At 71.4% G+C, this 24625-nt stretch carries 21 protein-coding genes, 2 tRNA genes and 1 pseudogene; 9 read left to right on the top strand and 15 right to left on the bottom strand.

Annotated elements, in window-relative coordinates:
• The first annotated feature begins 63 nt into the window (after window positions 1-63).
• Genes cofC through ACFPM7_RS27605 form a run of 3 tightly spaced genes read left to right on the top strand, consistent with a single transcriptional unit; the run spans window position 64 to window position 3784 of the window.
• Window positions 64-711, top strand: coding sequence for a 2-phospho-L-lactate guanylyltransferase (gene cofC / locus ACFPM7_RS27615; protein ID WP_378250731.1), 648 nt, complete (start codon window positions 64-66; stop codon window positions 709-711).
• 37 nt (window positions 712-748) lie between these two features.
• The gene (locus ACFPM7_RS27610) at window positions 749-2920 is read left to right on the top strand and encodes an RNA degradosome polyphosphate kinase (RefSeq protein WP_378250730.1); all 2172 of its coding nucleotides are present in this window, start codon (window positions 749-751) and stop codon (window positions 2918-2920) included.
• Window positions 2921-2974: 54 nt separating this feature from the next.
• A complete protein-coding gene (locus ACFPM7_RS27605) occupies window positions 2975-3784 on the top strand; it encodes an NUDIX hydrolase (protein WP_378250729.1) in 810 nt (269 codons plus the stop codon).
• A 147-nt stretch (window positions 3785-3931) separates the two neighbouring features.
• Here ACFPM7_RS27605 and ACFPM7_RS27600 read toward each other — a convergent pair whose 3' ends face one another.
• The 3 genes from ACFPM7_RS27600 to leuC form a co-directional block, all read right to left on the bottom strand.
• The gene (locus ACFPM7_RS27600) at window positions 3932-4621 is read right to left on the bottom strand and encodes an HU family DNA-binding protein (protein WP_378250728.1); all 690 of its coding nucleotides are present in this window, start codon (window positions 4619-4621) and stop codon (window positions 3932-3934) included.
• A gap of 269 nt (window positions 4622-4890) precedes the next feature.
• On the bottom strand, window positions 4891-5490 hold the full coding sequence (gene leuD, locus ACFPM7_RS27595; RefSeq protein WP_378250726.1) for a 3-isopropylmalate dehydratase small subunit: 600 nt from the start codon (window positions 5488-5490) through the stop codon (window positions 4891-4893).
• Window positions 5491-5499: 9 nt separating this feature from the next.
• Window positions 5500-6906: a 3-isopropylmalate dehydratase large subunit gene (leuC, locus tag ACFPM7_RS27590; RefSeq protein ID WP_378250725.1), complete on the bottom strand. Its 1407-nt coding sequence runs from the start codon at window positions 6904-6906 to the stop codon at window positions 5500-5502.
• A gap of 62 nt (window positions 6907-6968) precedes the next feature.
• Between leuC and ACFPM7_RS27585 the strand changes: the two genes are divergently transcribed.
• On the top strand, window positions 6969-7670 hold the full coding sequence (locus tag ACFPM7_RS27585) for an IclR family transcriptional regulator (protein ID WP_378250724.1): 702 nt from the start codon (window positions 6969-6971) through the stop codon (window positions 7668-7670).
• A gap of 43 nt (window positions 7671-7713) precedes the next feature.
• Here ACFPM7_RS27585 and ACFPM7_RS27580 read toward each other — a convergent pair whose 3' ends face one another.
• The 5 genes from ACFPM7_RS27580 to gltX form a co-directional block, all read right to left on the bottom strand.
• The gene (locus ACFPM7_RS27580; RefSeq protein ID WP_378250723.1) at window positions 7714-8745 is read right to left on the bottom strand and encodes an LVIVD repeat-containing protein; all 1032 of its coding nucleotides are present in this window, start codon (window positions 8743-8745) and stop codon (window positions 7714-7716) included.
• Between the two features lie 806 nt (window positions 8746-9551).
• Window positions 9552-9624, bottom strand: a tRNA-Glu gene (locus ACFPM7_RS27575).
• A 72-nt stretch (window positions 9625-9696) separates the two neighbouring features.
• Window positions 9697-9768: transfer RNA gene (locus tag ACFPM7_RS27570), tRNA-Gln, on the bottom strand.
• 100 nt (window positions 9769-9868) lie between these two features.
• Window positions 9869-10669 carry an HAD family hydrolase gene (locus tag ACFPM7_RS27565; RefSeq protein ID WP_378250722.1) on the bottom strand — a complete coding sequence of 267 codons (801 nt, stop codon included), beginning with the start codon at window positions 10667-10669 and terminating at the stop codon, window positions 9869-9871.
• A gap of 133 nt (window positions 10670-10802) precedes the next feature.
• Complete coding sequence (gene gltX, locus ACFPM7_RS27560; RefSeq protein ID WP_378250721.1) at window positions 10803-12287, bottom strand: glutamate--tRNA ligase; 1485 nt, start codon at window positions 12285-12287, stop codon at window positions 10803-10805.
• Window positions 12288-12383: 96 nt separating this feature from the next.
• Here gltX and ACFPM7_RS27555 point away from each other — a divergent pair, with 96 nt between their 5' ends.
• From ACFPM7_RS27555 to ACFPM7_RS27545, 3 genes are read left to right on the top strand one after another with little or no spacing between them, the layout of a single operon-like run.
• Window positions 12384-13610, top strand: a complete 1227-nt coding sequence (locus ACFPM7_RS27555) for an FAD-dependent oxidoreductase (RefSeq protein ID WP_378250720.1) — start codon at window positions 12384-12386, stop codon at window positions 13608-13610.
• A 56-nt stretch (window positions 13611-13666) separates the two neighbouring features.
• Complete coding sequence (locus ACFPM7_RS27550; RefSeq protein WP_378250719.1) at window positions 13667-14377, top strand: PIG-L deacetylase family protein; 711 nt, start codon at window positions 13667-13669, stop codon at window positions 14375-14377.
• 6 nt (window positions 14378-14383) lie between these two features.
• Window positions 14384-15457, top strand: coding sequence for an aminotransferase class V-fold PLP-dependent enzyme (locus ACFPM7_RS27545; protein ID WP_378250718.1), 1074 nt, complete (start codon window positions 14384-14386; stop codon window positions 15455-15457).
• On the opposite strand, the gene ACFPM7_RS27540 is transcribed toward ACFPM7_RS27545, so the two are convergent.
• Window positions 15429-16643, bottom strand: a complete 1215-nt coding sequence (locus ACFPM7_RS27540) for a helix-turn-helix domain-containing protein (protein ID WP_378250717.1) — start codon at window positions 16641-16643, stop codon at window positions 15429-15431. The two genes, ACFPM7_RS27545 and ACFPM7_RS27540, sit on opposite strands and share 29 nt — an antisense overlap.
• Before the next feature lie 56 nt (window positions 16644-16699).
• Here ACFPM7_RS27540 and ACFPM7_RS27535 point away from each other — a divergent pair, with 56 nt between their 5' ends.
• Complete coding sequence (locus ACFPM7_RS27535) at window positions 16700-17272, top strand: NUDIX domain-containing protein (protein ID WP_378250716.1); 573 nt, start codon at window positions 16700-16702, stop codon at window positions 17270-17272.
• A 116-nt stretch (window positions 17273-17388) separates the two neighbouring features.
• On the opposite strand, the gene ACFPM7_RS27530 is transcribed toward ACFPM7_RS27535, so the two are convergent.
• From ACFPM7_RS27530 to ACFPM7_RS27520, 3 genes are all read right to left on the bottom strand, one after another.
• Window positions 17389-18165 (bottom strand): fumarylacetoacetate hydrolase family protein, encoded by a 777-nt coding sequence (locus ACFPM7_RS27530; protein WP_378250715.1) that lies wholly within the window; start codon window positions 18163-18165, stop codon window positions 17389-17391.
• 2 nt (window positions 18166-18167) lie between these two features.
• Window positions 18168-19793 carry a citramalate synthase gene (gene cimA / locus ACFPM7_RS27525; RefSeq protein ID WP_378250714.1) on the bottom strand — a complete coding sequence of 542 codons (1626 nt, stop codon included), beginning with the start codon at window positions 19791-19793 and terminating at the stop codon, window positions 18168-18170.
• Window positions 19794-20017: 224 nt separating this feature from the next.
• On the bottom strand, window positions 20018-20755 hold the full coding sequence (locus tag ACFPM7_RS27520; protein WP_378250713.1) for a class I SAM-dependent methyltransferase: 738 nt from the start codon (window positions 20753-20755) through the stop codon (window positions 20018-20020).
• Window positions 20756-20814: 59 nt separating this feature from the next.
• On the opposite strand from ACFPM7_RS27520, the gene ACFPM7_RS27515 reads away from it, so the two are divergent.
• A complete protein-coding gene (locus ACFPM7_RS27515) occupies window positions 20815-21435 on the top strand; it encodes a CGNR zinc finger domain-containing protein (protein WP_378250712.1) in 621 nt (206 codons plus the stop codon).
• 3 nt (window positions 21436-21438) lie between these two features.
• Here the strand turns inward: ACFPM7_RS27515 and ACFPM7_RS27510 are convergent, their stop codons facing one another.
• The 3 genes and pseudogenes from ACFPM7_RS27510 to ACFPM7_RS27500 all read right to left on the bottom strand — a co-directional run.
• Window positions 21439-22479 (bottom strand): 3-isopropylmalate dehydrogenase, encoded by a 1041-nt coding sequence (locus ACFPM7_RS27510; RefSeq protein WP_378250711.1) that lies wholly within the window; start codon window positions 22477-22479, stop codon window positions 21439-21441.
• Between the two features lie 176 nt (window positions 22480-22655).
• Window positions 22656-24251 carry a phosphoglycerate dehydrogenase gene (serA, locus tag ACFPM7_RS27505; RefSeq protein ID WP_378250710.1) on the bottom strand — a complete coding sequence of 532 codons (1596 nt, stop codon included), beginning with the start codon at window positions 24249-24251 and terminating at the stop codon, window positions 22656-22658.
• Window positions 24252-24383: 132 nt separating this feature from the next.
• Window positions 24384-24625: pseudogene (locus ACFPM7_RS27500) on the bottom strand (hypothetical protein); the annotation flags it as partial.

Here is a 24625-nt window from a genome sequence, read left to right as displayed (position 1 = left end):
ACCTGCGCCCTGGGCACGGGTCCAGCGGGGTGGCCGGGCGGGGATCAGCGAGGATGGCTCACCGTGACGCCCACGGTGAGCGATGTGGTGATCCCGGTCAAGCACCTCGACCGGGCCAAGTCGCGGCTGCGCGGGGCCCATCCCGAGCACCGGGCGCTGGTGCTGGCCGTGGTGCGCGACACCGTCGCCGCGGCCGTCGCCGCGCCCGGGGTGCGCTCGGTGCTGGTCGTGTGCGAGGACGAGCGCGTGGTGGCAGGCCTCGCCGGAACGGGCGCGGAATGCCTTGACGAGCGCGGCCTGCCCGGCCTCAACGCCGCGCTGCGCTTCGGCGCGCGGGTGCTGCGCTCGCGCGACCCCGGCTCGGCCGTGGCCGCCCTGCAGGCCGACCTGCCCGCGCTGGTCCCGGCGGACCTGGGCGCCGCGCTGGCCGAAGCCGCGGGCAGGCGCGCCTACGTGCCCGACCACACCGGCACCGGCACCGTCCTGCTGGTGGGCGCCCCCGGGCAGCGGCTGGACCCGCGCTTCGGCCCCGGATCGGCGGCCAGGCACGGCGAGTCCGCCGTCGCGGTGGGCGCGGACCTGGCCTCCCTGCGCCGCGACGTCGACACCGCCGCCGACCTCGCGGCGGCGGCCGGTCTCGGCCTCGGCGCGGCCACCGCGGCGCTGTGGCGCAGCGCACCAGGGGCTCGTGCCGAGAATTCATCCGGCTGACGGGGCCAAAGCCGCGGCCGTGACGGAGAATGCGGACGTGACCACGGACAACAGCCCAGCAGAGCCCACCTCGGAGCCGCCCGCCCCGGAGCCGCGCAGCCTGCCGTCGGCGCCGCCTGCGGCCACCCGCGCGCAGGTCGTCACCGACCTGCCGGACGACCGGTACCTCAACCGGGAACTGTCCTGGTTGGACTTCAACGCCCGGGTGCTCGCCCTGGCCGAGGACTCCTCCGAGCCGCTGCTGGAGCGGGCCAAGTTCCTGGCCATCTTCGCCTCCAACCTCGACGAGTTCTACATGGTCAGGGTCGCCGGGCTCAAGCGGCGGATGGAGACCGGCCTGTCCGTGCGCAGCGCCGACGGCATGACCCCGCGCGAGCAGCTGTCCTGGATCGCCAAGCGCAACCAGGAGCTGGTCGAGCAGCATTCGCGCGCCTTCGCCGAGCACGTGCGGCCCGCGCTGGCCGACGCAGGCATCCGGATCGCCACCTGGGCGGAGCTGACCGAGGAGCAGGCGACGAAGATGTCGTCCTACTTCCGCGACCAGGTCTTCCCGGTGCTGACGCCGCTGGCCTTCGACCCGGCGCACCCCTTCCCCTACATCTCCGGCCTGTCGCTGAACCTGGCCGTCACCGTGCTCGACCCCGAGGAGGGCACGCCGCGCTTCGCCCGCGTGAAGGTGCCCGACAACGTGCCCAGGCTGGTGCGCGTCGACCGCAGCCCCGACGAGCGCACCGCGGTGTTCCTGCCGCTGGAGGAGCTGATCGCCGCGCACCTGCGGATGCTGTTCTCCGGCATGGAGATCATCGACGTGCACGCCTTCCGGGTCACCCGCAACGCCGACCTCGAGGTCGAGGAGGACCGCGACGAGGACCTGCTCAAGGCGCTGGAGCGGGAGCTGGCGCAGCGGCGCTTCGGCCCGCCGGTGCGCCTGGAGGTCGCCGACGACATGAGCGACCACATGCTTGAGCTGCTGCTGCGCGAGATGGACGTGCACGAGAACGACGTCGTCGTCGTGCGCGACCTGCTGGACCTGTCGTGCCTGTGGGGGATCTACGGGGTCGACCGCAAGGAGCTGAAGGACCCGCCGTTCGTGCCCACCACGCACCCGGCCTTCGCCGAGGGCGAGACGCCCAAGAGCGTCTTCGCCCGGCTGCGCGAGGGCGATGTGCTGGTGCACCACCCGTACCACTCGTTCTCCACCAGCGTGCAGCGCTTCATCGAGCAGGCCGCCAACGACCCGCACGTGCTGGCCATCAAGCAGACGCTCTACCGCACCTCCGGCGACTCGCCCATCGTGGACGCGCTCATCGACGCCGCCGAGGCCGGCAAGCAGGTCGTGGCCCTGGTCGAGCTGAAGGCGCGCTTCGACGAGCAGGCGAACATCAAGTGGGCGCGCACCCTGGAGAAGGCGGGCGTGCACGTCGTCTACGGGCTCGTCGGGCTCAAGACGCACTGCAAGACGTCGCTGGTGGTGCGCCAGGAGGGTTCGACCATCCGCCGCTACTGCCACATCGGCACCGGCAACTACAACCCGAAGACCGCGCGCCTGTACGAGGACGTCGGCCTGCTGACCGCCGAGCCCGCGATCGGCGCCGACCTCACCGACCTGTTCAACGTCCTCACCGGCTACGCGCGCCAGGACCACTACCGCAGCCTGCTGGTCGCCCCGCACGGCGTGCGGCGCGGCATCGTCGAGCACATCGACGGCGAGATCGAGCGCGCCGCGGCAGGCAAGCCCGCGGGGGTGAAGATGAAGGTGAACTCCCTGGTGGACGAACAGGTGATCGACGCGCTGTACCGCGCCTCGCAGCACGGTGTGCCGGTGGACGTGGTCGTGCGCGGGATCTGCGCGCTGCGGCCGGGCATCCCGGGCCTGTCGGAGAACATCCGCGTGCGCTCGATCCTCGGCCGGTTCCTGGAGCACTCGCGGATGGTGTGGTTCGTGGGCGCCGACGAGCACTGGTTCGGCAGCGCGGACATGATGCACCGCAACCTCGACCGCCGCGTCGAGGTGATGGTGCGGGTGACCGACCGGCGGCTGTGCGGGCAGCTGGCGAGCGTCTTCGACTCCGCGCTGGACCCCGCGACCCGCTGCTGGGTGCTCGCGGGCAACGGCGACTGGACGGCCTCGCCCGCCGACTCCGAGGACGTGCGCGACCACCAGGCCGAGATGCCCGCGATCCTGGCCCAGCACCGTCCGAGGGACTGACCGATGCGCGTTCGAGCGGCTGGCGCCGTGCTGTGGCGCCGTTCGGGGACCGGGGTGGAGGTCGCCGTCGCCCACCGCCCCCGCTACGACGACTGGAGCCTGCCCAAGGGCAAGCTGGACCCCGGCGAGACCGTCTACTCCGCCGCGGTCAGGGAAGTGCTGGAGGAGACCGGGTACACCGCCGTCCTCGGCCGCCACCTCGGCCAAGTCGCCTATCGCGTCGGCGATTCGGACAAGACGGTCGACTACTTCTCCGCGCGGGCGGCGTCCGGGGCTTTCGCGGCGAATGACGAGGTGGACGAACTGCGCTGGCTGCCCGTCGCCGACGCGGTCGAGCTGCTGACCTACCACCAGGACCGCGATGTGCTCGCCGCTTTCGCCATCGCCCCGGAGGCCGCGACGGTGCTGCTGGTGCGCCATGCGCACGCGGGCAACAGGTCGGAATGGGAAGGTGACGACGCCGAGCGTCCGCTGTCCGAACGCGGTCTTCGGCAAGTCGAGCGGCTCACCGGGTTTCTGCGGCTGTTCTCCCCCGAATACCTGCACGCGGTGCCGAACCGGCGGTGTTCGGAAACCATCCGCCCGCTCATTGCCCTTCCAGATCGCCCGCTGAGGCCCGAAGCCCCACTTGGGGAAGTGGGATACCGGGACAACCCCGATGGTGCGCTGACGAGGCTTCTGGAGATCGCTTCGCAGAACGGGCCCGCTGTGGTGTGCAGCCAGGGCGGGACTATCCCGGGTCTGTTGGCCGCGCTCGGGGTGGAGTCCGGTGTGGAAGGCGTTCCGGCGAAGAAGGGCAGCGCGTGGCTGCTCGCATTCGATGGGGACAAGCTCGTGGGAGCGCATTACGAACCAGCGCCGTGAGCGGGTGAAGCGGTACCGGACAGGCGCGGCGCAATGGCCCGCGAACAGCGCACATACCCCTGGAAAGCCCGAGAGCCCCGCACGTGGCCTGCGTGCGGGGCTCTCGCGATCAGCGTCCGGTCAGTGCCGGACCGACCACTTCCGGACTTACTTCTTGGCGGCGGACGCCCGCTTGGCGGGGGCCTTGGCCTTGGTGGCGGCCGAGGTCGCCTTCTTGGCCGGGGTGGCCTTCGCCGCGGGGGCGGCCTTGGCGGTGGTCGCCTTGGCGGCGGTGGCCCGCGTGCGGGTCGTCTTCGCCGGGGTGGCGGCCTTGGCCGTGGTGGCCTTCGCGCGCGTGGTGGCGGGCTTGGCGGCCGCCGTCTTCGCCGGGGCCTTGGCGGCCGCGGTCTTGGTCGCGCGGGTCGTCGTCGCCTTGGTGGCGGCGGCGGGCTTCGCCGCTGCGGCGCGGGTCCGCGTGGTGGTGCTGCGGGTGGTGGCGGCCTTGGTGGCCGTGCCCGCCGCGGCACGCGCGGTGGTGGTGCGGGCGGCGCCCGCCTTGGCGGCCGCGACCTTGGGCAGCTTCTTGGCCCCGCTCACGACCTCCTTGAACATCGTGCCCGCGCGGAAGGCGGGGACATTGGTCTTCTTCACCTTCACGGTCTCGCCCGTGCGCGGGTTGCGGGCGGTGCGAGCGGCGCGGGCGCGCTTCTCGAAGACGCCGAACCCGGTGATGTTGACCTTCTCGCCCTTGTTGACCGTACGAACGATCACGTCGACGAGACCGTCGACCGCAGCGCCTGCGGCCTTCTTGTCGCCCAGCCGCTCCGTAAGCGCCTCGATGAGTTGGGCCTTGTTCACGCTTCAGTCCTCCACAGTTGAGACCACTGCCGTTGAAGTCACGCTGCCGTCACGGCCCATGAGGCCGACTTCAGGTCACCGTATTCCTTTGGACGCGCAATTTCCACGCGACGCGCCCTAATTTTTCCTTGGACCATCCGAGGTTCGCAAACCGGGGGGGTCCTAGGCGGGGTCTTAGGGGGTCGCGTGGGCGGTGTCGGGAGGTATTCGAGAGGGGGTCGGGGGCCGGAATCCCGGGGCCTTCGCAGGACTTCCGGCCCCCTTCGGAACTACCCGGAAACGGGAGTCGTCACCGGCTTCCACTTGGGCCTGGCCTGCTCAAACGCGCCGATGGCGGTCTCATGGCGCAGGGTCAGGGCGATGTCGTCGAGCCCTTCCAAGAGCCGCCAACGGGTGTAGTCGTCGATCTGGAAGGGGGCGGTGAACTCCTTGGCCGTGACGGTCTTCTCCGACAGGTCCACGGTCACCTCGGTGCCGGGCTCGGACTCCAGCAGCTTCCACAGCCGCTCGACGTCGGACTGCTCCAGCTCGCCCGCGACGAGGCCCGCCTTGCCGGCGTTGCCGCGGAAGATGTCGGCGAAGCGGGCGGACAGGACCACCCGGAAGCCGTAGTCCTTGAGCGCCCAGACGGCGTGCTCGCGCGAGGAGCCGGTGCCGAAGTCCGGGCCCGCGACGAGCACGCTGCCCGCCCGGTAGGGCTCGGAGTTGAGCACGAAGTGCTCGTCGGCCCGCCAGGCGGCGAACAGGCCGTCCTCGAAGCCGGTCCGGGTGACCCGCTTGAGGTAGACCGCCGGGATGATCTGGTCCGTGTCCACGTTGGACCTGCGCAGGGGCACGCCGACCCCGGTGTGGCTGGTGAAGGGCTCCATGGGGGTTCCTTAGGAGGAGAGGTCGGCCGGGGAGGACAGGGTGCCGCGGACCGCCGTCGCGGCGGCTACCAGCGGGGACACCAGGTGGGTGCGCCCGCCCTTGCCCTGCCTGCCCTCGAAGTTGCGGTTCGATGTGGACGCGCTGCGCTCGCCGGGGGCCAGCTGGTCGGGGTTCATGCCCAGGCACATGGAGCAGCCCGCCTGCCGCCATTCGGCTCCGGCCTCGGTGAAGACCTCGTCCAGGCCCTCGGCTTCGGCCTGCGCGCGCACCCGCATGGAGCCGGGCACCACGAGCATCCGCACCCCGGCGGCGACCCGGTGCCCGCGCAGCACGTCGGCGGCGGCACGCAGGTCCTCAATGCGTCCGTTGGTGCAGGAGCCCAGGAACACCGTGTCGACGTTCACCTCGCGCAGCGGGGTGCCGGGCGTCAGCCCCATGTACGCCAGCGCCTTCTCGGCGGCGAAGCGCTCGTTCTCGTCGGGGATCGCCTCGGGGTCGGGCACGGCGGCCGACAGCGGCAGGCCCTGGCCGGGGTTGGTGCCCCAGGTCACGAACGGCGCGAGCGCGGCGGCGTCGATGACGACCTCGGCGTCGAACTCCGCGTCGTCGTCGGTGCGCAGCCGGCGCCACGCGGCGACGGCGTCGTCCCAGTCGGCGCCGGACGGGGCGTGCGGGCGGCCCTTGAGGTACTCGAAGGTGGTGTCGTCCGGCGCGATCATCCCGGCGCGGGCGCCCGCCTCGATGGACATGTTGCAGACCGTCATCCGGGCTTCCATGGACAGCGCCTCGATCGCGGCGCCCCGGTACTCCAGGACGTAGCCCTGTCCGCCGCCGGTGCCGATGCGGGCGATGACGGCGAGGATGAGGTCCTTGGCGGTGACCCCGGGCGGCAGGTCGCCGTCGACGGTGATCGCCATGGTCTTGAAAGGACGCAGCGGCAGCGTCTGGGTGGCGAGCACGTGCTCGACTTCGGAGGTGCCGATGCCGAAGGCCAGCGCGCCGAACGCGCCGTGGGTGGAGGTGTGGCTGTCGCCGCAGACGACCGTCATGCCGGGCTGCGTCAGGCCCAGCTGCGGTCCGACGACGTGCACGATGCCCTGCTCGACATCGCCCATCGGGTGCAGCCGGACGCCGAACTCCGCGCAGTTGCGGCGCAGCGTCTCGACCTGGGTGCGCGACACGGGGTCGGCGATCGGGAGGTCGATCCCGACTGTCGGGACGTTGTGGTCCTCGGTGGCGATGGTGAGATCCGTCCTGCGCACCCCGCGACCGGCCAGCCGCAGGCCGTCGAAGGCTTGCGGGCTGGTCACCTCGTGAATGAGGTGCAGGTCGATGTAGAGCAGGTCCGGTTCGGCGCCTTCGCCCCGGCGCACGACGTGGTGGTCCCAGACTTTCTCAGCGAGCGTCTTACCCATCGCTCATCACTCAGCTTCCCACAGACTGGACATCCCATATAACGGGAACGTAGTATCGAGACGTGGGACAGCATAGCGGCATCGGGGTTCTGGACAAGGCGATGGCGGTTCTGCAGGCCGTGGCGAAGGAGCCCTGCGGCTTGGCGGAGCTGTGCACGCGCACGGGTCTTCCCCGCGCGACCGCGCACCGCCTCGCGGTGGGCCTTGAGGTGCACCGCCTCCTGCGCCGCGGCTCCGACGGCCGCTGGCGCCCGGGCACCGCGCTCGCCGAACTCGCGGGCGGCGCCACCGATCCGCTGCTGGACGCCGCTGCGGCCGTGCTGCCCCGCCTGCGCGACCGCACGGGCGAAAGCGTCCAGCTCTACCGCCGCGACGGGCTTTACCGCATCTGCATCAGCTCGGCCGAACCCCCCAGCGGCCTGCGCGACACCGTCCCGGTGGGCGCCCGCCTCCCGATGACAGCGGGCTCCGGCGCCAAAGTCCTGGCCGCCTGGGCCGACCCGGCGACGCAGCGAAGCCTGCTCCAGGAAGCCGTCTTCGGCGAGCGGGCCCTCCTGGAAGTCCGCCGTCGCGGCTGGGCCCAGAGCGTCGCCGAACGGGAACCGGGCGTGGCCAGCGTTTCCGCCCCCGTGCGCGACACCACAGGCTCAGTGGTGGCCGCGGTCTCCGTCAGCGGCCCCATCGACCGCATGGGCCGCCGCCCGGGCGCCCGCTGGGCCGCCGACCTCCTGGCCGCGGCGGACGCCCTCCAGAACCGACTGTGACCAAAGCAACGGCCCCCGGAGTTCCGGGGGCCGTCGGCGTTTCCTAGGGGCTCGGCGGTGTGACGCCGTACACGACGCGCTTGTCCGGGTACTCGGTGACGGTGAAGATCTCCTCCGACCCCGGCCAGTAGGACAGGTCCTCGACCCCGATCGCGGCGTTGCGGTCACCGGTCTCGACCAGGTCCCCGGTGCTCCCCGACGCCGTGGCCGTGGTCAGGTAGCCCGCCCCCTGCTCCCCGCGCCCGGTGCGGCTGAGGAACCAGCGCGCCTCGTGGGCCACAGCGCCCTGGGTGTTGGCTTTGGGCATCCGGTGCGCCGCCGTCGCCTGCCAGACGCCGCCGGTCATGGCGGGCAGCCCGCTGCCACCGTCCATCGGGTACCGGGCCACGCGCCCGTTGCGCTCGGCGCTGACAGTGGCGCAGTATTCGGAGGTGATGAGCGTGTCCGGCGTGGTGCTTCGGTCCAGCGCCACCGACGAGAACTTCTGCGGCCCGCCCGCGTTGCAGACGTGGTCGGCCGGGTGCGTGGCCAGTCCACCGGGGTGCGAGTAGCCGAAGACCTGCGGCATCACGTAGCGGTATCCGTAGCTGTAGTACTTGTTGTCGTGCCTGCCCACCCGTGACGAGTCCTCGACATCGCCGCTGCCCGCGGACTTGATGTCGAAGATCCTGCGCATGTCGAAGACCCGCAGCCCGCGCCGGGTGTCGGCGACGTAGAGATAGTTGCCGTACCAGACAATCCCGCCCGCGTGGACGCTGCCGCCGTCACCGGCCTGCGGGGTGGTGACGGCCTCGTAGCTGGGATTGCCGTTGCTGTTGGTGTACGGGTACACCAACAGCACGTGCTGGTAGTCCCCCGTAGCCGGGTCGAGGAAGGAGACGCGCACCCCCTTCCCGCCCTTGCTGTACCAACTGACGAGAATCGCCTGCTTGCTCCCCCACTGCTGGTCCGCCTGAGCGTCGGCCACCGTGCTGACGCCCTGCGGGAACCACTCGGCGGTGGCGTCGTCACCGTCGTTGAAGCAGTAGAAGCGCGAGGTGAGGAGCTGGAACGGATGGTCGGCCGACTTCGGCACCTGGCAAGGGTCCGCCGAGCGATTGGCCTGGTCAAGGATGTTCTGCACACCAAGCTTCGGCAGCCGCAGATCCAGCGCCTCCACCCGACCAGCGAGATCCCCATTGGTCCGAACCAACCGAAAGTCCGACAACGACGGCGCGGCAACCACTTCCGCACCCACTCCTGCGCCCTCCGGCACCCGAGCCGCAGCCGAGGTCGCCGAAGCAACCAGCACCAAAGCAACCCCCGCTGCCACAACGCGACTTCTGCTCGCTCCTGCCCCACCCACGTTGACTCCCCTCAGATTGCCCGAGTTCTCAGGCACTCCTTCACCGTAGGGGCTCGACCGATGCCCGCGTCAAGCTTTCGCACTCCCACACCAAGATGCACGGATTGGCCGGTGCACGAGGCCCGCGAGGCATGTCCGACGGCGTGAACGCGCTTGCGCGTGCCCCACTTCCCTGCCCCTCACGCAGACTCAAGCGATCCCCCCACCGCGAGCAACACCACCGACGCCCCAGCCCCTGCCCCTCACACCAGCTCAGAAGATCCCCACCGCTACACCCCTGCCCCTCACGCCGGGTCGGAAAGATCCCGCACCATGGGCGACACCACCGATACCTACGCCTGTAGGCCCTCACGCTGGTACGCCTGTAGGCCCTCACGCCGATACGCCTGTAGGCCCTCACGCTGGTTCGCCTGTAGGCCCTCACGCTGGTTCGAGAGATCCCGCACCGTGGGGGTGTGGGGGCTCGGCCCCCACGTTCCACAACGCGAAGATCCCTGTCACCGCTTTCCGGTGACAGGGATCTCCCAATCTTCGCGTAGCCCCGACGGGATTTGAACCCGCGCTACCGCCTTGAGAGGGCGGCGTCCTAGGCCGCTAGACGACGGGGCCAGGAACTTTGATTCAGTTGGTCTTGCTGTCTTGCTGGGGGAAGCTTACCAGAGGGCTTCTGGAGGCTTTCCGCTGGGGTACCAGGACTCGAACCTAGACTAACTGAACCAGAATCAGTCGTGCTGCCAATTACACCATACCCCAATGCCAGCGGGCTGACGTCTGGTCCTTGCGGGCCGTTCTGCCGTGCTCGTTGACATCAGAGATGTTAGACCACAGGCCCGCGGAGTCGGAAATCGGGGGTCTACGCGCGCTGGGCCGGGAGGGCGCCGCCGGTGGTGAGGTCGGGGGTGCGGAACTCCGTGACGAGGAGTGCGGGCAGGTCGGCCAGGGTGTCGATGATGTGGATGCCCCGGGGGGCGGGGTGGGGGTGGCCGGTGCGGTCGAGCCAGATGCCGTGCAGGCCCGCTTGGTGGGCGGCGTGGGCGTCGAGGTCGAGGCGGTCGCCGATGTGGGCGGTGGCCGACGGGGGGACGCCGAGTTCGGTGCAGGCGGTGTAGAAGATCTCGGGGTCCGGCTTGGCGACGCCGAGGGCTCCGGCGCTGATCACGACGTCGAAGAAGCGGGCGAGGCCGACGCGGGCCAGGCGGGTGTGCTGGTCGGGGTGGGTGGCATTGGTCACAGCGGCGATCTTGAGGCCGGCGGCCCTGAGCCAGTCGAGGGTGGGGGCGGCGTCGGGGAACGGGCGCCAGAGGTGGGCCATGCGGTCGCGGCGGCGGTCTTCCAGGACGGCGACGGTGGCGTCGTCGAAGTCGGCGCCCTGGGCGTTGAGGAAGGCCTTGGTGCGGGTGCGGCGCATGGTGTCGTGGTCGAACTCCCCGGCCATGGCGCGGGCGTGGTGGTCGTCGGTGATGGCCTGCCACTGCGGCCACAGGTCGTCGCGCCCGGTCAATTCCGAGAGGGCCATTCTGGCCGAGCCGGTGAAATCGATCACCGTGTCGTCGATATCCAGGCAGACCGCGTGAATCGTTGGCGGCAGCGGCGCGGGGACGGGCAGCCGTCCGGGATGTTCGACGGCATGCAAAGAAGCCCGCGCTGAAGTCATTAAGGCAGGTTAGAACGCGGCGCGGGTGTCGCGATTCGTCTAGGCAGGTGATGTTTCGAGATCTTTTTCGGTCCAGCGCACAGAGCCCGCGACATCGGCGGAAAGGCCTATATCGCGGGCTCCCGGCGTGGCGTTACGCCACGGCGTTGCGCAGTCGAGCCAGGGTTCGCTCGCGGCCGAGCAGCTCCAGGGACTCATACAGCGGCGGCGACACCGTGCGCCCGGTCGCGGCGACCCGCACGGGCGCGAACGCCTTGCGGGGCTTGAGGCCGAGGCCGTCGATCAGCGCGACCTTGAGCGCTTCCTCGATGGCGGGCGTGGTCCACTCCGACAGCGCCGCAAGCGCTTCGATGCTGGCGTCCACAACGGGCTTGGCGTCCGGGCCGAGCGCCTTGGCCGCGGAATCGGGCTCGGGGGCGAAGTCGGCGTCGTCGGTGAACAGGAAGCGCACCATGCCCGCGACGTCGGACAGGACGATGACGCGCTCCTGCACCAGAGGTGCGACAGCGGTCAGCGTGGCCAGCTGCTCGGCGGTCGGCTCCGCGGGCAGCAGACCGGCCTCGACCAGGTACGGAATCGCGCGCGTGAGGAATTCGTCGCCGGGCAGCGCCCGCAGGTGCTCGGCATTGATGGCTTCGGCCTTCTTGAGGTCGAAACGCGCCGGATTCGGGCTGACCCGCCCGATGTCGAATGCGGCGACCATCTCGTCCATGGTGAAGATGTCCCGGTCGTCCGCGATGGACCAGCCGAGCAGGGCGAGGTAGTTCAGCATTCCCTCGGGGATGAATCCTCGGGTCCGGTAGGCGAAGAGGTCGGATTCCGGGTCGCGCTTGGACAGCTTCTTGTTGCCCTCGCCGCGCACCAGCGGCATATGTCCGAAGTGCGGCGTGAACTCGGCGACGCCGACCCGCTGCAACGCCTCGTACAGGGCGATCTGGCGGGGGGTGGAGGGCAGCAGGTCCTCGCCGCGCAGCACGTGGGTGATCCGCATGAGCGCGTCGTCGACCGGGTTGACCAGCGTGTAGAGCGGCTGGCCGTTGGCGCGCACCAGCACCGGGTCGGGCACCGAGCCCGCCGGGAAGGTGATGTCGCCGCGGACGAGGTCGGTGAAGGTGATGGCGCGGTCGGGCATGCGCAGGCGCAGCACCGGTTCGCGGCCCGCGGCGCGGAACTCCGCACGCTGGGCGTCGGTGGTGTCGCGGTCGGCGTTGTCGTAGCCGAGCTTGGGGTCCTGGCCCGCGGCCTTGCGCCGGGCCTCCACCTCCTCCGGCGTGGAGTACGACTCGTACAGCTCGCCGCCCTCGACCAGCTTCGCGATGACCTCCGCGTAGCGGTCCTTGCGCTGGCTCTGCCGGTACGGGCCGTAGTCGCCGCCGACCTCGGGGCCCTCGTCCCACTCGATGCCCAGCCACCGCAGCGCGTCGAGGAGCGCGGCGTAGCTGTCCTCGGAGTCGCGGGCGGCGTCGGTGTCCTCGATGCGGAAGACGAGCTTCCCGCCCGCGTTGCGGGCGAAGGCCCAGTTGAACAGGGCGGTGCGGATGAGCCCGACGTGCGGCGTGCCCGTGGGGGACGGGCAGAAGCGGGCTCGGACTGGGGTGTCTGCGTTAGGCGTGCTCATGGCAGTGGTGAGCGTAACGCCGCCCGCCCGCTTGACCGCGCCGGACTCCGGGTGCATCCTGAAATTATTCAACCAACGTTGAAAAAGGAGGGGACCATGGACCGCACGACGGTGTGCGTGGTCGGGGGCGGGCCCGCCGGGATGGTGCTGGGACTGCTGCTGTCCAGGGCGGGCGTCGAGGTGACCGTGCTGGAGAAGCACGCGGACTTCCTGCGCGACTTCCGCGGCGACACCGTGCACCCGCCGACCCTGGACCTGCTCGACGACCTGGGCCTCGGCGAGGAGTTCGCCAAGATCCCGCAGCGGCGCATCGACGCGGTGAGCCTGCCGTTCCAGGGCCGGGTCGTGCAGATCGGCGACCTGTCGCGGCTCAAGGGCAGGCACCCGTACATCGCGATGGTTCCGCAGTGGGACTTCCTGGACCTGCTCAAGCGCGCGGGCGATGCGGAACCGGCGTTCTCGCTGCGCATGGAGACCGAGGCGACGGGCCTGCTGCGCGAGGGGGGCAAGGTCGTCGGCGTCGCCTACCGCACGCGCGACGGGCGGACCGGCGAGATCCGCGCCGATCTGACCGTCGCCGCCGACGGCCGCTCGTCGGTGCTGCGCGCCGCCGCGGGCCTGACCCCGAAGTCCTGGGCGACGCCGATGGACGTGTGGTGGTTCCGGCTGCCGCGCCACGAGTCCGACCCCGGCGGCGTCATCGGCAACATCACCGAGCGCCGGGCCGCGGTGATGATCGACCGCGGCGAGTACTGGCAGTGCGCCGTGCTCATCGGCAAGGGCACCGATGCCGCCGCCCGCACCGGCGACGTCGGCGACATCGTGCGCCAGCTGGGGGTTGGCGCACCGTGGCTGCTCGACCGGGTCGACGCGCTCGCCGACTGGGACGAGGTCAAGGTGCTCGACGTGAAGCTGGACCGGCTGCCGCGCTGGCACGTCGACGGGCTGCTGTGCATCGGCGACGCCGCGCACGCGATGTCCCCGGTCGGCGGCGTCGGCATCAACCTGGCGGTGCAGGACGCGATCGCCACCGCGGGCCTGCTCGCCGCGCCGCTCAGGGCGGGCGGGGCCACCGGCGCCGACCTCGCGCGGGTGCGCAGGCGCAGACTGCCGGCGACGGCGGTGATCCAGGGCGTGCAGCGGTTGGCGCACTGGGGCGCGATCGGACCGGCGGTGCGCGGCGAGGTCAGGGTCGCCGACTCCGACAAGTTGCCGCTGCCAGTGCGACTGCTCAACCGCTTCCCGCGTTTGCGCGGCTATCCCGCGTTCGTCTTGGGCCGCGGGGTGCGTAGCGAACCGACACCGGCGTTCGCGCGGAGATAGGTCGTGTTTCGCGTGCCCCGCACCCGAAACACGACCTCGGTGGTAGGACGGTGGGCATGGACCTTCAGCCCATGCCCACCGACTGGCAGCGCGCCTTGGCCGTCGTCGCCCACCCCGACGACCTGGAATACGGCGCCTCCGCGGCGATCGCGAGCTGGGTGGACGCCGGGAAGTCGGTCGTCTACGTGCTGGCCAGCCGCGGCGAGGCGGGCATCGACGGCATCTCCCCCGAGGAGTGCGGCCCGCTGCGCGAGCGCGAGCAGGTGGAGGCCGCCCGGCTGGTCGGGGTCACCGAGGTGGAGTTCCTCGACCACGCCGACGGCGTGATCGAGCAGGGCGTCCCGCTGCGCCGCGACCTCACCGCCGCGATCCGCAGGCACCGCCCGGAACTGGTGGTCACGCTGAACTACGGCGACTGGCCCGGCGGCCACCGCAACTCCCCCGACCACCGCAACCTCGGCCTGTCCCTGCTGGACGCCGTCGGCGACGCGGGCAACCGCTGGATCTTCCGCGAGCTGGACCTTGAGCCGTGGGGCGGTGTGCGCTGGGTGGCGGTGAACGGCTCGCCCGACCCGACCCACGCCGTCGACGTCACCGACTCGCTGGAGCGCGGCATCGCCTCCCTCAACGCCCACCAGGCCTACCTGGCGGGCCTGGGCCCCGGCCCGATGTCCGACGCGGACACCTTCCTGCGCGAGTCGGCGAGGGAGACCGGGGAGCGCTTCGGCGGCACGCCCGCGGTGGCCTTCGAGCTGATCGGATTCTGAGACCGCGTGCACGAGACCTACCTCGCCGAGTTCGCCGAGCCCACCGGCTACCTCGACTTCGCCCGCTTCGGCCCGCCAAGCCGCGCGGTCGCCGCGGTGACCGCCCGGCTGACCGACGCCGCCGTCCGCTCAGGACCGGGCACCGTCACCGCGCTGATGGACCACGAGGCCAGGGCCCGCGCCGCCGCCGCACGCCTCAGCGGGGCCGATGTCGAGCGGGTCGTGCTGATGCCCAACACCAGCACCGGGATCGCCCAGGCGGCCTCCGGCATCGCCGGACGCGTCCTGGTCCCCGCCGCGGACTTCCCCGCCAACACCTACCCGTGGTCCCGCGCGGACCGCGGCCCGGTGGACTGGCTCACTGCCCGCCCCACCCCGGACGCCGTCGCCGCCGCGCTGCGCCCGGACACCACGGCGGTCGCGGTCAGCGCCGTCGACTTTCGCACCGGCTGGCCCGCCGACCTCGCCGCCCTGCGGGAGGTCGTCGGCGACCGGCTGCTGGTGGTGGACGGCATCCAGGGCTTCGGCGCGGTGGAGTCCGCCTGGGACGCCGCGGACGTGCTCGTCGTCGGCGGGCAGAAGTGGCTGCGCGCGGGCTGGTCCACCGGCTTCGCGGTGCTGTCCCCCACCGCGCTGGAGCGCATCGCACCGAGGTTCGCGAGCTGGCGCGGCGCGCACGAGCACATGGTGTTCGACAACACCGTCCACCCACCCGCCGCCGACGCGGAGAGCTGGCTGCTCACCAACCCGAACCCGATCGCCGCGGCGGCCCTGGCCGAGGCGCTGGAACTGGTCGAGTCGGCGGGCGTCGGCGCGATCGCGTCCCGGATCGCCGAACGGGTGGGCGAACTCGCCGACGCGGTGCAGAGCGCCGGACTGCCGATCGTGGACCGCGGCCCGACCATCCTCACCTTCACCGCACCGGACATCCCGGCCACCGCGAAGGCACTGTCGGACGCCGGAATCGCCGCGTCCCCGCGCACCGACCACATCCGCCTGTCCCCGCACGCCTCCACCACTCCCGCTTCCGTAGAAGCACTGCGCGCCTCGCTCAGTCCTGCACGTGCAGCAAAGCGTTGAGCCGCGGACGCAGGTCCCTCACCGCGGGGGCGTTGCGGTGCCTGGTGAACGTGTCGGCCAACGAGTGCAGGTCGAACCTGACCGTGGCGCTGTCCGTACGTCGCAGGTCGTCGAGCAGGTCGGTGAGGAGGGCGCACGCGCCGTCGATGTCGTCGCGCAGGAACGTCGCCCTGGCGAGCCGCACCCCGAAGCGGACCCGCGAGCGCACCGAGGTGGCGGGGATGCCGGCGATGGCCTTGGTCAGCAGCCCGGCGGACTCGTCGGGGTCGAAATGCAGCATGGACCAGCCCCGGCTGGTGGCGATCGGGTCCGCGAGGCTCGTCGTGCCGAAGTGCTGACCGGCCTCCCGAACCGCTTCGTCGTGCCAGCGCTGGGCGTTCTCCAGCGCCGCCATGCAGGCGGTCTGGTCGCCGAGGATCGCGTGCCCCTCGGCTTCGCGCTGCGCGGCCAGCGACCGCACGGCGGCGGGCGCACCGGGGTCGGCGTCGGCGCGCTGGGCGTAGGTGATGATCTTGTAGGGACTTCCGCCGTAGAAGGACATCTCCGCGTCCCGCACGAGCGCGTACCCGCGCAGGGCGACATCGCCCACCTTGGTCGCGAGTGTGACCGCCATGGCCGTCCACGTCCGCGCCATGTCGAGCTTGCCCGCCTCCTGGCACATCCAGCCGGTGTACTCGGCTATGCGGTAGGCGATCCTGGTCAGCTCGGGGGCGGCTGTCTCGCGGTGCAGGAACTTGACCTGGTTGAAAGCCAGCAGCAGATGGGGAATCACGAACGCGGGGCTCGCCCTGTGTCCTGTCGCCCTGAGCGTCTCGAAATGGATGTCGAACTGGTCTACGACCTCGTCCACCATCCAGCTGTTGGGCAGTATGTTCGCCGCGGCGAACGGACCGGAGCCCATCTGCACCGACCCGGTGCCGTCGAAGGTGAGGCTCCACGGCTCGTCGTCGTCAGGCGCAGGGGGCTCCTCTCGCACCGGTTCCGGCGGGTTCACAGCGCGGAAGAGCCGCCCGTCGGTTTCCAGAATGCGGTCGAGGTGCCGCGCCATGTCGGCGTTCAGCGGGCGCAGGCCGTTCTCGATCTTGCTGATCTGTCCCTTGTTGTAGTTGGCTTTCACCGCCAACTTGTTGATCGACAGACCCTTCTCCTCGCGCAGCGTGCGCAGCAGATCGCCCGGTTCGCTCAAAGTTGTCGCCTCCCGGCACCTATCGGCGGCGGTCCGGCGGCTGGTTCGATTGCGTCATGGCAATCACCCGCGAGAACGCGGCAGACCGCAGACCGTGGCGGCTCCTGGGCAGCCGGGAGCTGGCGCGCTCCCGCTACTTCGCCGTGCGCCGCGATGACGTCATCCGGCCGGATGGGGTCGAGGACACCTACGACCACGTCGTCGCGCCCGCCTCGGCGACCGTGCTCGCCATCGACTCCGCCGACCGGGTGGTGCTGACCCGGCAGTACATCTACACCTTCGGGACTCGGCAGTGGCGGCTGCCCGGCGGCGGCGTGGAGGCCGAGGACGGCGGGCCGCTCTCGGCCGCGCGGCGCGAACTGGCCGAGGAGACGGGGCTCTCGGCGGAGATCTGGGAGAAGCTGGGCGAAGTCCACGGCGCGGACAGCCTGAGCAACCACGTCGACCACGTCTTCCTGGCCACCGGCCTGACCGAGGGCACGGCGTCGCTGGAACCGGGCGAGGCCGACCTCGACGTCGTCCTGCTGCCCTTCGACGACGCCGTCGCGCTCGTGGAGAAGGGCCAGATGCCGCACGCGGCGAGCGCGTACGCCCTGCTCCGCGCCGCCCTGCGGCGCTCGCGTCCCTGATCGCATCCTGCCCCCTGGCGCGACGCTGGAAACGCCACGGTATCCGACAGGAGCGGACGGACAAGGACAAAAGGCGGACAGTTCCGCGACCGCGGAACTGCCCGCCCCGGACGGCGCTAGCGGTTGGCGACCGAGTTGGTCAGGGTGCCGATGCCCTCGATCGTGACCGACACCGTCTGACCGGCGCGGATCGGGCCGACGCCCGCGGGGGTGCCGGTGAGGATGACGTCGCCGGGCAGCAGGGTCATCACGCGGGAGATGAACTCCACCAGCGTGCCGACGTCATGGATCATCTGGGCGGTGCGGCCGTCCTGCTTGCGCTCGCCGTCGAGGTCCGTGCGCACGGCGAGGTCGGCCGGGTCCAGCTCGGTCTCGATCCAGGGGCCGAGCGGGCAGAAGGTGTCGTGGCCTTTGGCCCTGGTGTACTGGCCGTCGGCCTTCTGCTGGTCGCGGGCGGTGACGTCGTTGGCGATGGTGTAGCCGAGGAGGTAGTCCTTCGCCCGCGCGGCCGGGACGTCGCGCATCGGGCGCGGGCCCCAGACGAGCGCCAGCTCGCCCTCGAAGTCCACCCGCGCGGAGTCGGCGGGCAGCCGGATGGCCGCCGACGGGCCGATCACGGCGGTGGACGGCTTCATGAAGATCACCGGGCTGGCCGGGGCCTCGCCGCCCATCTCGGCGGCGTGGTCGGCGTAGTTGCGGCCGACGCAGACGATCTTCGGGGGCAGCATCGGGGCCAGCAGCCGCACGTCGGCGAGCGGCCAGCGCCTGCCGGTGAACGTGTGCGGGCCGAACGGGTGCTGGTCGGCGATCTCGGCGGCGGTGAGGTCGTCACCGGCGCCTTCGACGGCGACGAACGCGACTCCGTCAGGGTGGGCAATTCGAGCGATACGCACGATCAGACCCTAGACCCGGCCTCGACCCGCATCGCCTTGTGGGCCAGCGCGTCGCACAGGGCCAGCCAGCTGGCCTCCACGATGTTGCCGTGCACGCCCACGGTGGTCCACTCGCGCTCGTGGTCGGAGGACTCGACCAGCACCCGGGTGACCGCGTCGGTGCCGTGCGCAGAGCCGCGGTTGATGATGCGCACCTTGTAGTCGGTCAGCTCGATGCCGTCGAGCCACGGCAGGCGCGGGCTCAGCGCCGTGCGCAGCGCGGCGTCGAGGGCGTGGACGGGACCGTTGCCCTCGGCGGTGGCGATGACCCGCTCCCCCGCCACGTGCACCTTGACGGTGGCCTCGGAGACCACCGTGCCGTCGGCCTGGTGGTCCAGGATGACGCGGTAGGACTCCAGGGCGAACGGGACGTGGCCGCGCTCGTCCAGCTCGGCGCGCAGCAGCAGTTCCAGGGAGGCGTCGGCGGCCTCGAAGGACCAGCCGCGCGCCTCCAGCTCCTTGACCCGGCGCAGGGCGCTGCCCAGCGCCTCGGGCTCGGCGGCCAGGTCGAGGCCGAACTCGTGTCCCTTGAGTTCGAGGCTCGCCCGGCCCGCCATCTCGGTGACCAGTACCCGCATGTCATTGCCGACCACGTCCGGATCGATGTGGTTGTACAGGACCGGATCCACCTTGATCGCGCTCGCGTGCAGGCCCGCCTTGTGGGCGAAGGCCGACGACCCGACATAGGCCTGGTGGGTGTCGGGTGCGATGTTGGCGATCTCGGCAAGGGCATGGGAGACCCGGGTCAGCTCGCCGAGCGCTCCGGTCGGGAGCACGTCGCGGCCGAGCTTGGTCACGAGATTGCCGATCACGGCGAAGAGGTCGGCGTTGCCGGCCCGCTCCCCGTAACCGTTCGCGGTGCACTGGACGTGGGTCGCCCCAGCCTGCACGGCCGCGAGGCTGTTGGCCACCGCGCAGGACGTGTCGTCCTGGCAGTGGATGCCCACCCGGAAACCGGTGCGGGCGACGACGTCGGCAACGGTCTCGGCGAGGCCGAGCGGCAGCTGCCCGCCGTTCGTGTCGCACAGGACCGCCACGTCGGCCCCCGCGGTCATGGCCGCGTCGAGCACGCGCAGCGCGGTGTCGGGGTCGAAGGCGTAGCCGTCGAAGAAGTGCTCGGCGTCGAGGAACACCCGCCGCCCCTCACCGGTGAGGAAGGCGACGGTGTCGCGCACCATCTCCGCGGCTTCCTCGACGCTGGTGCGCAGCGCGAGGTCGATGTGGCGCCGGTCGGACTTGGCGACCAGCGTGATGACCGGCGCCTGACTGTCCAGCAGCGCCTTGACCTGCGCGTCCTCGTGCGCCTTGCTGTTGGCCCTGCGGGTGGACCCGAACGCGACCAGCGCCGCGTGCTTGAGCTCCAGCTCCCCCGCCGCCGCCCTGGCGAAGAACTCGGTGTCCTTCGGCAGCGCCCCCGGCCACCCGCCCTCGATGAACCCGACCCCCAGCCCGTCCAGCAGCCGGGCGACGTTGAGCTTGTCGGCCACCGAGTAGGAGATGCCCTCCCGCTGCGCCCCGTCGCGCAGCGTGGTGTCGTACACGTGGAAGGCATCACCGAGGGGAGTGCCTGCGGGCGTCGTGCGGGTCACGGGGTGCTCCTAGGTGGGTGAGGCCGGACAAACAAAAAGACCCCCCGCTGAGGATGCGAGAGGTCTGCGCGCCGGCTGCCGTTGTTCCTTCGGCTATCCGGCGCGCTCGTCGATAATGATCACGACAGTGGCGGCCACGGGTGGATAGTGCCATACCCACCCGCGACCGGTCCACTCCACGGGCACCGTCTCCCACCCATTGGGCGACTGTCTACACAGCACAGTCAGCGGACTCCCACCAGGACGTGGTCGTCGCCGAACTGCCAGACCGGGGCGGCCGCGGTGAAGCCCGCCTTGATGAGCAGCTCGACGTACTGGCCGACGGTCAGCCCGCTGGAGGAGTCGTGCGAGATCGCCAGGGCGCTGTGTTCCCTGGCGGTGTCGGAGTCGACGTCGGCGAGGACGGCTTCCCACCACGTCGACCAGTCCTCGTTCGCCTCCACCCCGGCCCGCCGGGCCCGGGACTCGCGCACCAGGCGGGCATAGGCCTGCACCGGGTCGGCGAGCACCATGTGGTCGGCGTTGACCAGGACGCCGCCGGGACGCAGGCGCTGGGCGGAGGCGGCGAAGACGGCGGCCAGGTCGGCGGGGTCCAGCCAGTGCAGGGCCGTGCTGGAGACCACGGCGTCCCACGGGCCCTCGACCGCGGCCTCCCAGCCGGGTTCGTTGAGCAGGGCGCGCTCGAAGCGCACCCCTTCGCAGCCCGCCGACCTGGCCAGGTCCAGCAGCAGCGGGTCGGCGTCGAGGCCGGTGATCTCGGCGTGCGGCAGGGCGGCGGCCAGGCGGGAGGCCAGCGAGCCGGGGCCGCAGCCCAGGTCGACGATCCTCGGCCGCTCGACGCCGTCGACCGCGGCGGTGACGACGTCGACCACGACGCGGAAGCGCTCCTCGCGGTCGGCGATGTAGCGCTCCTGCTGCGCGTCCCAGCGGTCGAGCCAGGCGCGGGCGGATATGGTGTCCACGAACCCTCCCAGTAACTGTCGTCGACAAATTCGACAGTGACAACCTACGAGCAGAGGACGTGACTGGTCAAGTGGACTTCGACAGTCACACGAACACCGTGCTGGACGCCGCCCTCGGGGTGGTCAACGCCGTCGTCCCCGGTGAGCGGCGCGGCAGGCCCCACCCCGCGCCCGCCGACCCGGTCGCCGCCGTCGGCGCGGCGCTGAAGGCGGCGAACAGCGCCTGGAGCGAGCCCCCAGACCGCAGCGCCGCCGAGTCCCTCGCCGGCTACGCCTCCCGTATGCACCGCGTCGTCGCCGCCGCCTCGGCGGGCACCGACACCGGCATGGACACCGCCTGCGACGAGGTCAACCGGCTCCTGCGCGAGACCGGCGCGACGCCGGTCCTCGCCCGCCACGACGGCGAGCCGTGGCACCTGCACTTCCACGCCCCCGAAGCGCCGTGGGACATCAGCTGGGCGGCGTCGATGGCGACCGCGCTGGCCATCGTGCTCGGCGAGCCCGCCGCCGAGCGGCTCGGCCTGTGCACCGCACCCGCCTGCGACCGCGCCTACCTCGACGTCTCGCGCAACGGGACCCGGCGCTTCTGCTCCACCGCCTGCCAGAACCGCGTCAAGACCGCCGCCTTCCGCGCACGCAACAGCGCCCGCCCCCCGAAGGGGACGGGCGCTGAGGGCTGAGCGTCAGAACGAGGACTTGGCGTTGGACGACACCAGCGCCGCGAGCCTGTCGCCGACGGCGTAGGTGCCGCCGGGCGAGGCGTGGTCGCGGGTGGCCAGGTCGAAGGCCACCGACGCCTCGATGCGCCGCGCCGCCTCGTTCTCGCCGAGGTGGTCGAGCATCAGCGCCACCGACAGCACCGCGGCCGTCGGGTCGGCGATGCCCTGGCCCGCGATGTCCGGGGCGCTGCCGTGCACCGGCTCGAACATGCTCGGGTTGCGGCGGGTGATGTCGAGGTTGCCGCTGGCCGCCAGGCCGATGCCGCCGGTCACCGCGGCCGCCAGGTCGGTGAGGATGTCGCCGAAGAGGTTGTCGGTGACGATCACGTCGAAGCGCTGCGGGTCGGTCACCATGTGGATGGTGGTGGCGTCCACATGCTGGTACGCGACGGTGACGTCCGGGTGCTGCAACGACACCTCCTCGACCACGCGCGACCACAGCGAACCGGCGTGGGTCAGCACGTTGGTCTTGTGCACCAGGGTCAGGTGCCTGCGCGGACGCGCGGCGGCGCGGGCGAACGCGTCGCGCACGACCCGCTCCACACCGAACGAGGTGTTGACACTGACCTCGGTCGCGATCTCGTAGGGAGTGTCCTTGCGCAACAGACCGCCGTTGCCCGCGTACAGGCCCTCGGTGCCCTCCCGGACGACGATCATGTCGATCTCGCCGGGGTCGGCGATCGGGCTCTTGACGCCGGGGTAGAGCCGCGCCGGGCGCAGGTTGACGTGGTGGTCGAGCTCGAACCGCAGGCGCAGCAGCAGCCCGCGCTCCAGGATGCCGCTGGGCACCGAGGGATCGCCGACCGCGCCGAGCAGGATCGCGTCGTGCTCGCGCAGCTCGGCGAGCACCGACTCGGGAAGCAGCTCCCCGGTGGCGTGCCACCGCGCGGCGCCGAGGTCGTAGCGGGTCGTCTCAGCGGACGGAACGACCTCCTCCAGCACCTTCAGCGCCTCGGCGATCACTTCCGGCCCGATCCCGTCACCTGGGATCACCGCGAGCCGCATGAACACACCTCCCGGGGTTATCGGCCCGAAGGGGCCTGGTAGACGAACGAAGGCTACCGGTCCGCCCTCCGGGTACCGCACGTCGCCACCCCTCTGGGTGGAATCTCACGGGCGCTTGTACACGAACGGTGCCCGGGGAAAGCTCCCCGGGCACCGTTTCGAGGGCCTTGCGCGGACTAGTGGAAGTCGATCTGCCGCACGACGCGCGCGCCGACCGAGGCGCCGATCGATTCCAGCACCGAGGCGTCCACGGCGCGGTCGACGCGCAGCAGCATGACCGCGTCGGTGCCGTCGGTGGTCTGGCTGATCTGCGCGGCGTCGATGTTGACGCCCGCCTCGCCGAGCAGCGTGCCGACGGTGCCCATGACGCCCGTGCGCTCCGGGTACTCCAGCAGCAGCGCGTTGCCCTCGGCGCGCAGGTCGAAGTGGCGGCCGTTGACCTCCACCAGCTTCTCCACCCCGGCCAGGCCCGACAGCGTGCCGCTGACGGTCGTGACCGAGCCGTCGGTGTAGACCGCGCGCAGGGTGACGAGGCTGCGGTGGTTGGCGCTCTCGGTCTCCGTCGACAGCTCGACGGCCACGCCGAGGTCCTCGGCCAGGCGGGGCGCGTTCACGAACGTCACCTGGTCGGAGACGATGCCGGAGAAGACTCCGCGCAGCGCGGCCAGCTGCAGGATGCTGACGTCCTCAGTGGACAGTTCACCGCGGACGATGACCTGCAGCGCCTCCGGGGCCTTGGGCTCCAGCGCGGACACCACGGCGCCGAGCTTCTGCGTCAGCACCAGGTACGGCCGGACCTCCTCGCCGACCACGCCGCCCGCCGAGACGTTCACCGCGTCGGGCACGAAATCCCCGCGCAGCGCCAGCAGCACCGAACGGGCGACGTCGGTGCCCGCGCGGTCCTGCGCCTCGACCGTCGAGGCGCCCAGGTGCGGGGTGACGACGACGCCGGGCACACCGAACAGCGGGTTGTCGGTGGTGGGCTCCTTGGTGAAGACGTCCACACCGGCGCCGCGCACCTGGCCGGAGCGCACCGCGTCGGCCAGCGCCTGCTCATCGATCAGACCGCCGCGGGCGGCGTTGACGATGATGACGCCCTTCTTGGTCTTGGCGAGGGCCTCGGCGTTGATGAGACCCGCGGTCTCCTTGGTCTTGGGCAGGTGCACCGAGATCACGTCGGCGCGGGCGAGCAGCTCGTCGAGGGTGACCAGCTCGGTGCCCAGCTGCGCGGCGCGCGCGGCCGAGGCGTACGGGTCGTAGGCGATCAGCTCGGTCTCGAACGCGGCCAGGCGCTGCGCGAACAGCTGCCCGATCTTGCCGAGCCCGACCACGCCGACGGTCTTGCCCCGCAGCTCGAACCCGGAGAACGACCCGCGCTTCCACTCCCGGTTCTGCAGCGTGGTGTTCGCGTCCGGGATCTGCCGCGCCACCGACAGCAGCAGCGCCACGGCGTGCTCGGCGGCACTGACGATGTTCGACGTCGGCGCGTTGACGACCAGCACCCCGCGCTCGGTGGCGGCGGGCACCTCGACGTTGTCCAGCCCGACCCCGGCCCGCGCGACGACCTTCAGCGCCTCACCGGCCTTCAGCACCTCAGCGTCGACCTGCGTCGCACTGCGCACGAGCAGCGCGTCGGCCTCGGCGACCGCGGACAGCAGCGCGGGCCGGTCGGTGCCGTCGACATGGCGGATCTCGACCTCGGAACCGAACACGTCGAGCACGGACGGCGCGAGCTTCTCGGCGATCAGGACGACGGGACGGTTCGTTGTCACGCTACGACTCCCGGGGGTGCGTGCGAATGGGGGTGCGGTTACGCCGCTGTAACCCGGCGATGAGTGTATGACCGCACCTGAACCGTTCAACCCGGAGGGTGAGACATGTGACATGTCAGGTTCTGGTCAACGTCATTCGCCGATAACCGGGGGCGCGGTGAACTCGTCGTTGCCGAACATCTCGTCGTCGTCGCCTTCGACCAGGTAGGACGGGCGTTTCGGCGGCGGGGGCGCGGCGGGGACGGGCGGCTCGGGGTCGGCGGCGCGTGGGGGCACTGGGGTGTGGCCGGTGGGGGTGCCGGAACCGGACGGGCCGAAGCCGGAGAGGACCGGGCGGACGGGTTGGGGGGATGGGGGGACGAAGGTTCCGGTGG

It is taken from the genome of Actinokineospora guangxiensis (assembly GCF_042657845.1).
Classification (GTDB): Bacteria; Actinomycetota; Actinomycetes; order Mycobacteriales; family Pseudonocardiaceae; genus Actinokineospora; species Actinokineospora guangxiensis.
This window is presented reverse-complemented; position numbering and strand designations above follow the sequence as displayed.

Coding starts and splice junctions, on each gene's coding strand:
- ACFPM7_RS27550 (WP_378250719.1), top strand. CDS start 13,667: ATGGACCTTCAGCCCATGCCCACCGACTGGCAGCGCGCCTTGGCCGTC.
- ACFPM7_RS27510 (WP_378250711.1), bottom strand. CDS start 22,479: ATGCGGCTCGCGGTGATCCCAGGTGACGGGATCGGGCCGGAAGTGATC.
- ACFPM7_RS27535 (WP_378250716.1), top strand. CDS start 16,700: ATGGCAATCACCCGCGAGAACGCGGCAGACCGCAGACCGTGGCGGCTC.
- leuD (WP_378250726.1), bottom strand. CDS start 5,490: ATGGAGCCCTTCACCAGCCACACCGGGGTCGGCGTGCCCCTGCGCAGG.
- ACFPM7_RS27555 (WP_378250720.1), top strand. CDS start 12,384: ATGGACCGCACGACGGTGTGCGTGGTCGGGGGCGGGCCCGCCGGGATG.
- gltX (WP_378250721.1), bottom strand. CDS start 12,287: ATGAGCACGCCTAACGCAGACACCCCAGTCCGAGCCCGCTTCTGCCCG.
- leuC (WP_378250725.1), bottom strand. CDS start 6,906: ATGGGTAAGACGCTCGCTGAGAAAGTCTGGGACCACCACGTCGTGCGC.
- ACFPM7_RS27565 (WP_378250722.1), bottom strand. CDS start 10,669: ATGACTTCAGCGCGGGCTTCTTTGCATGCCGTCGAACATCCCGGACGG.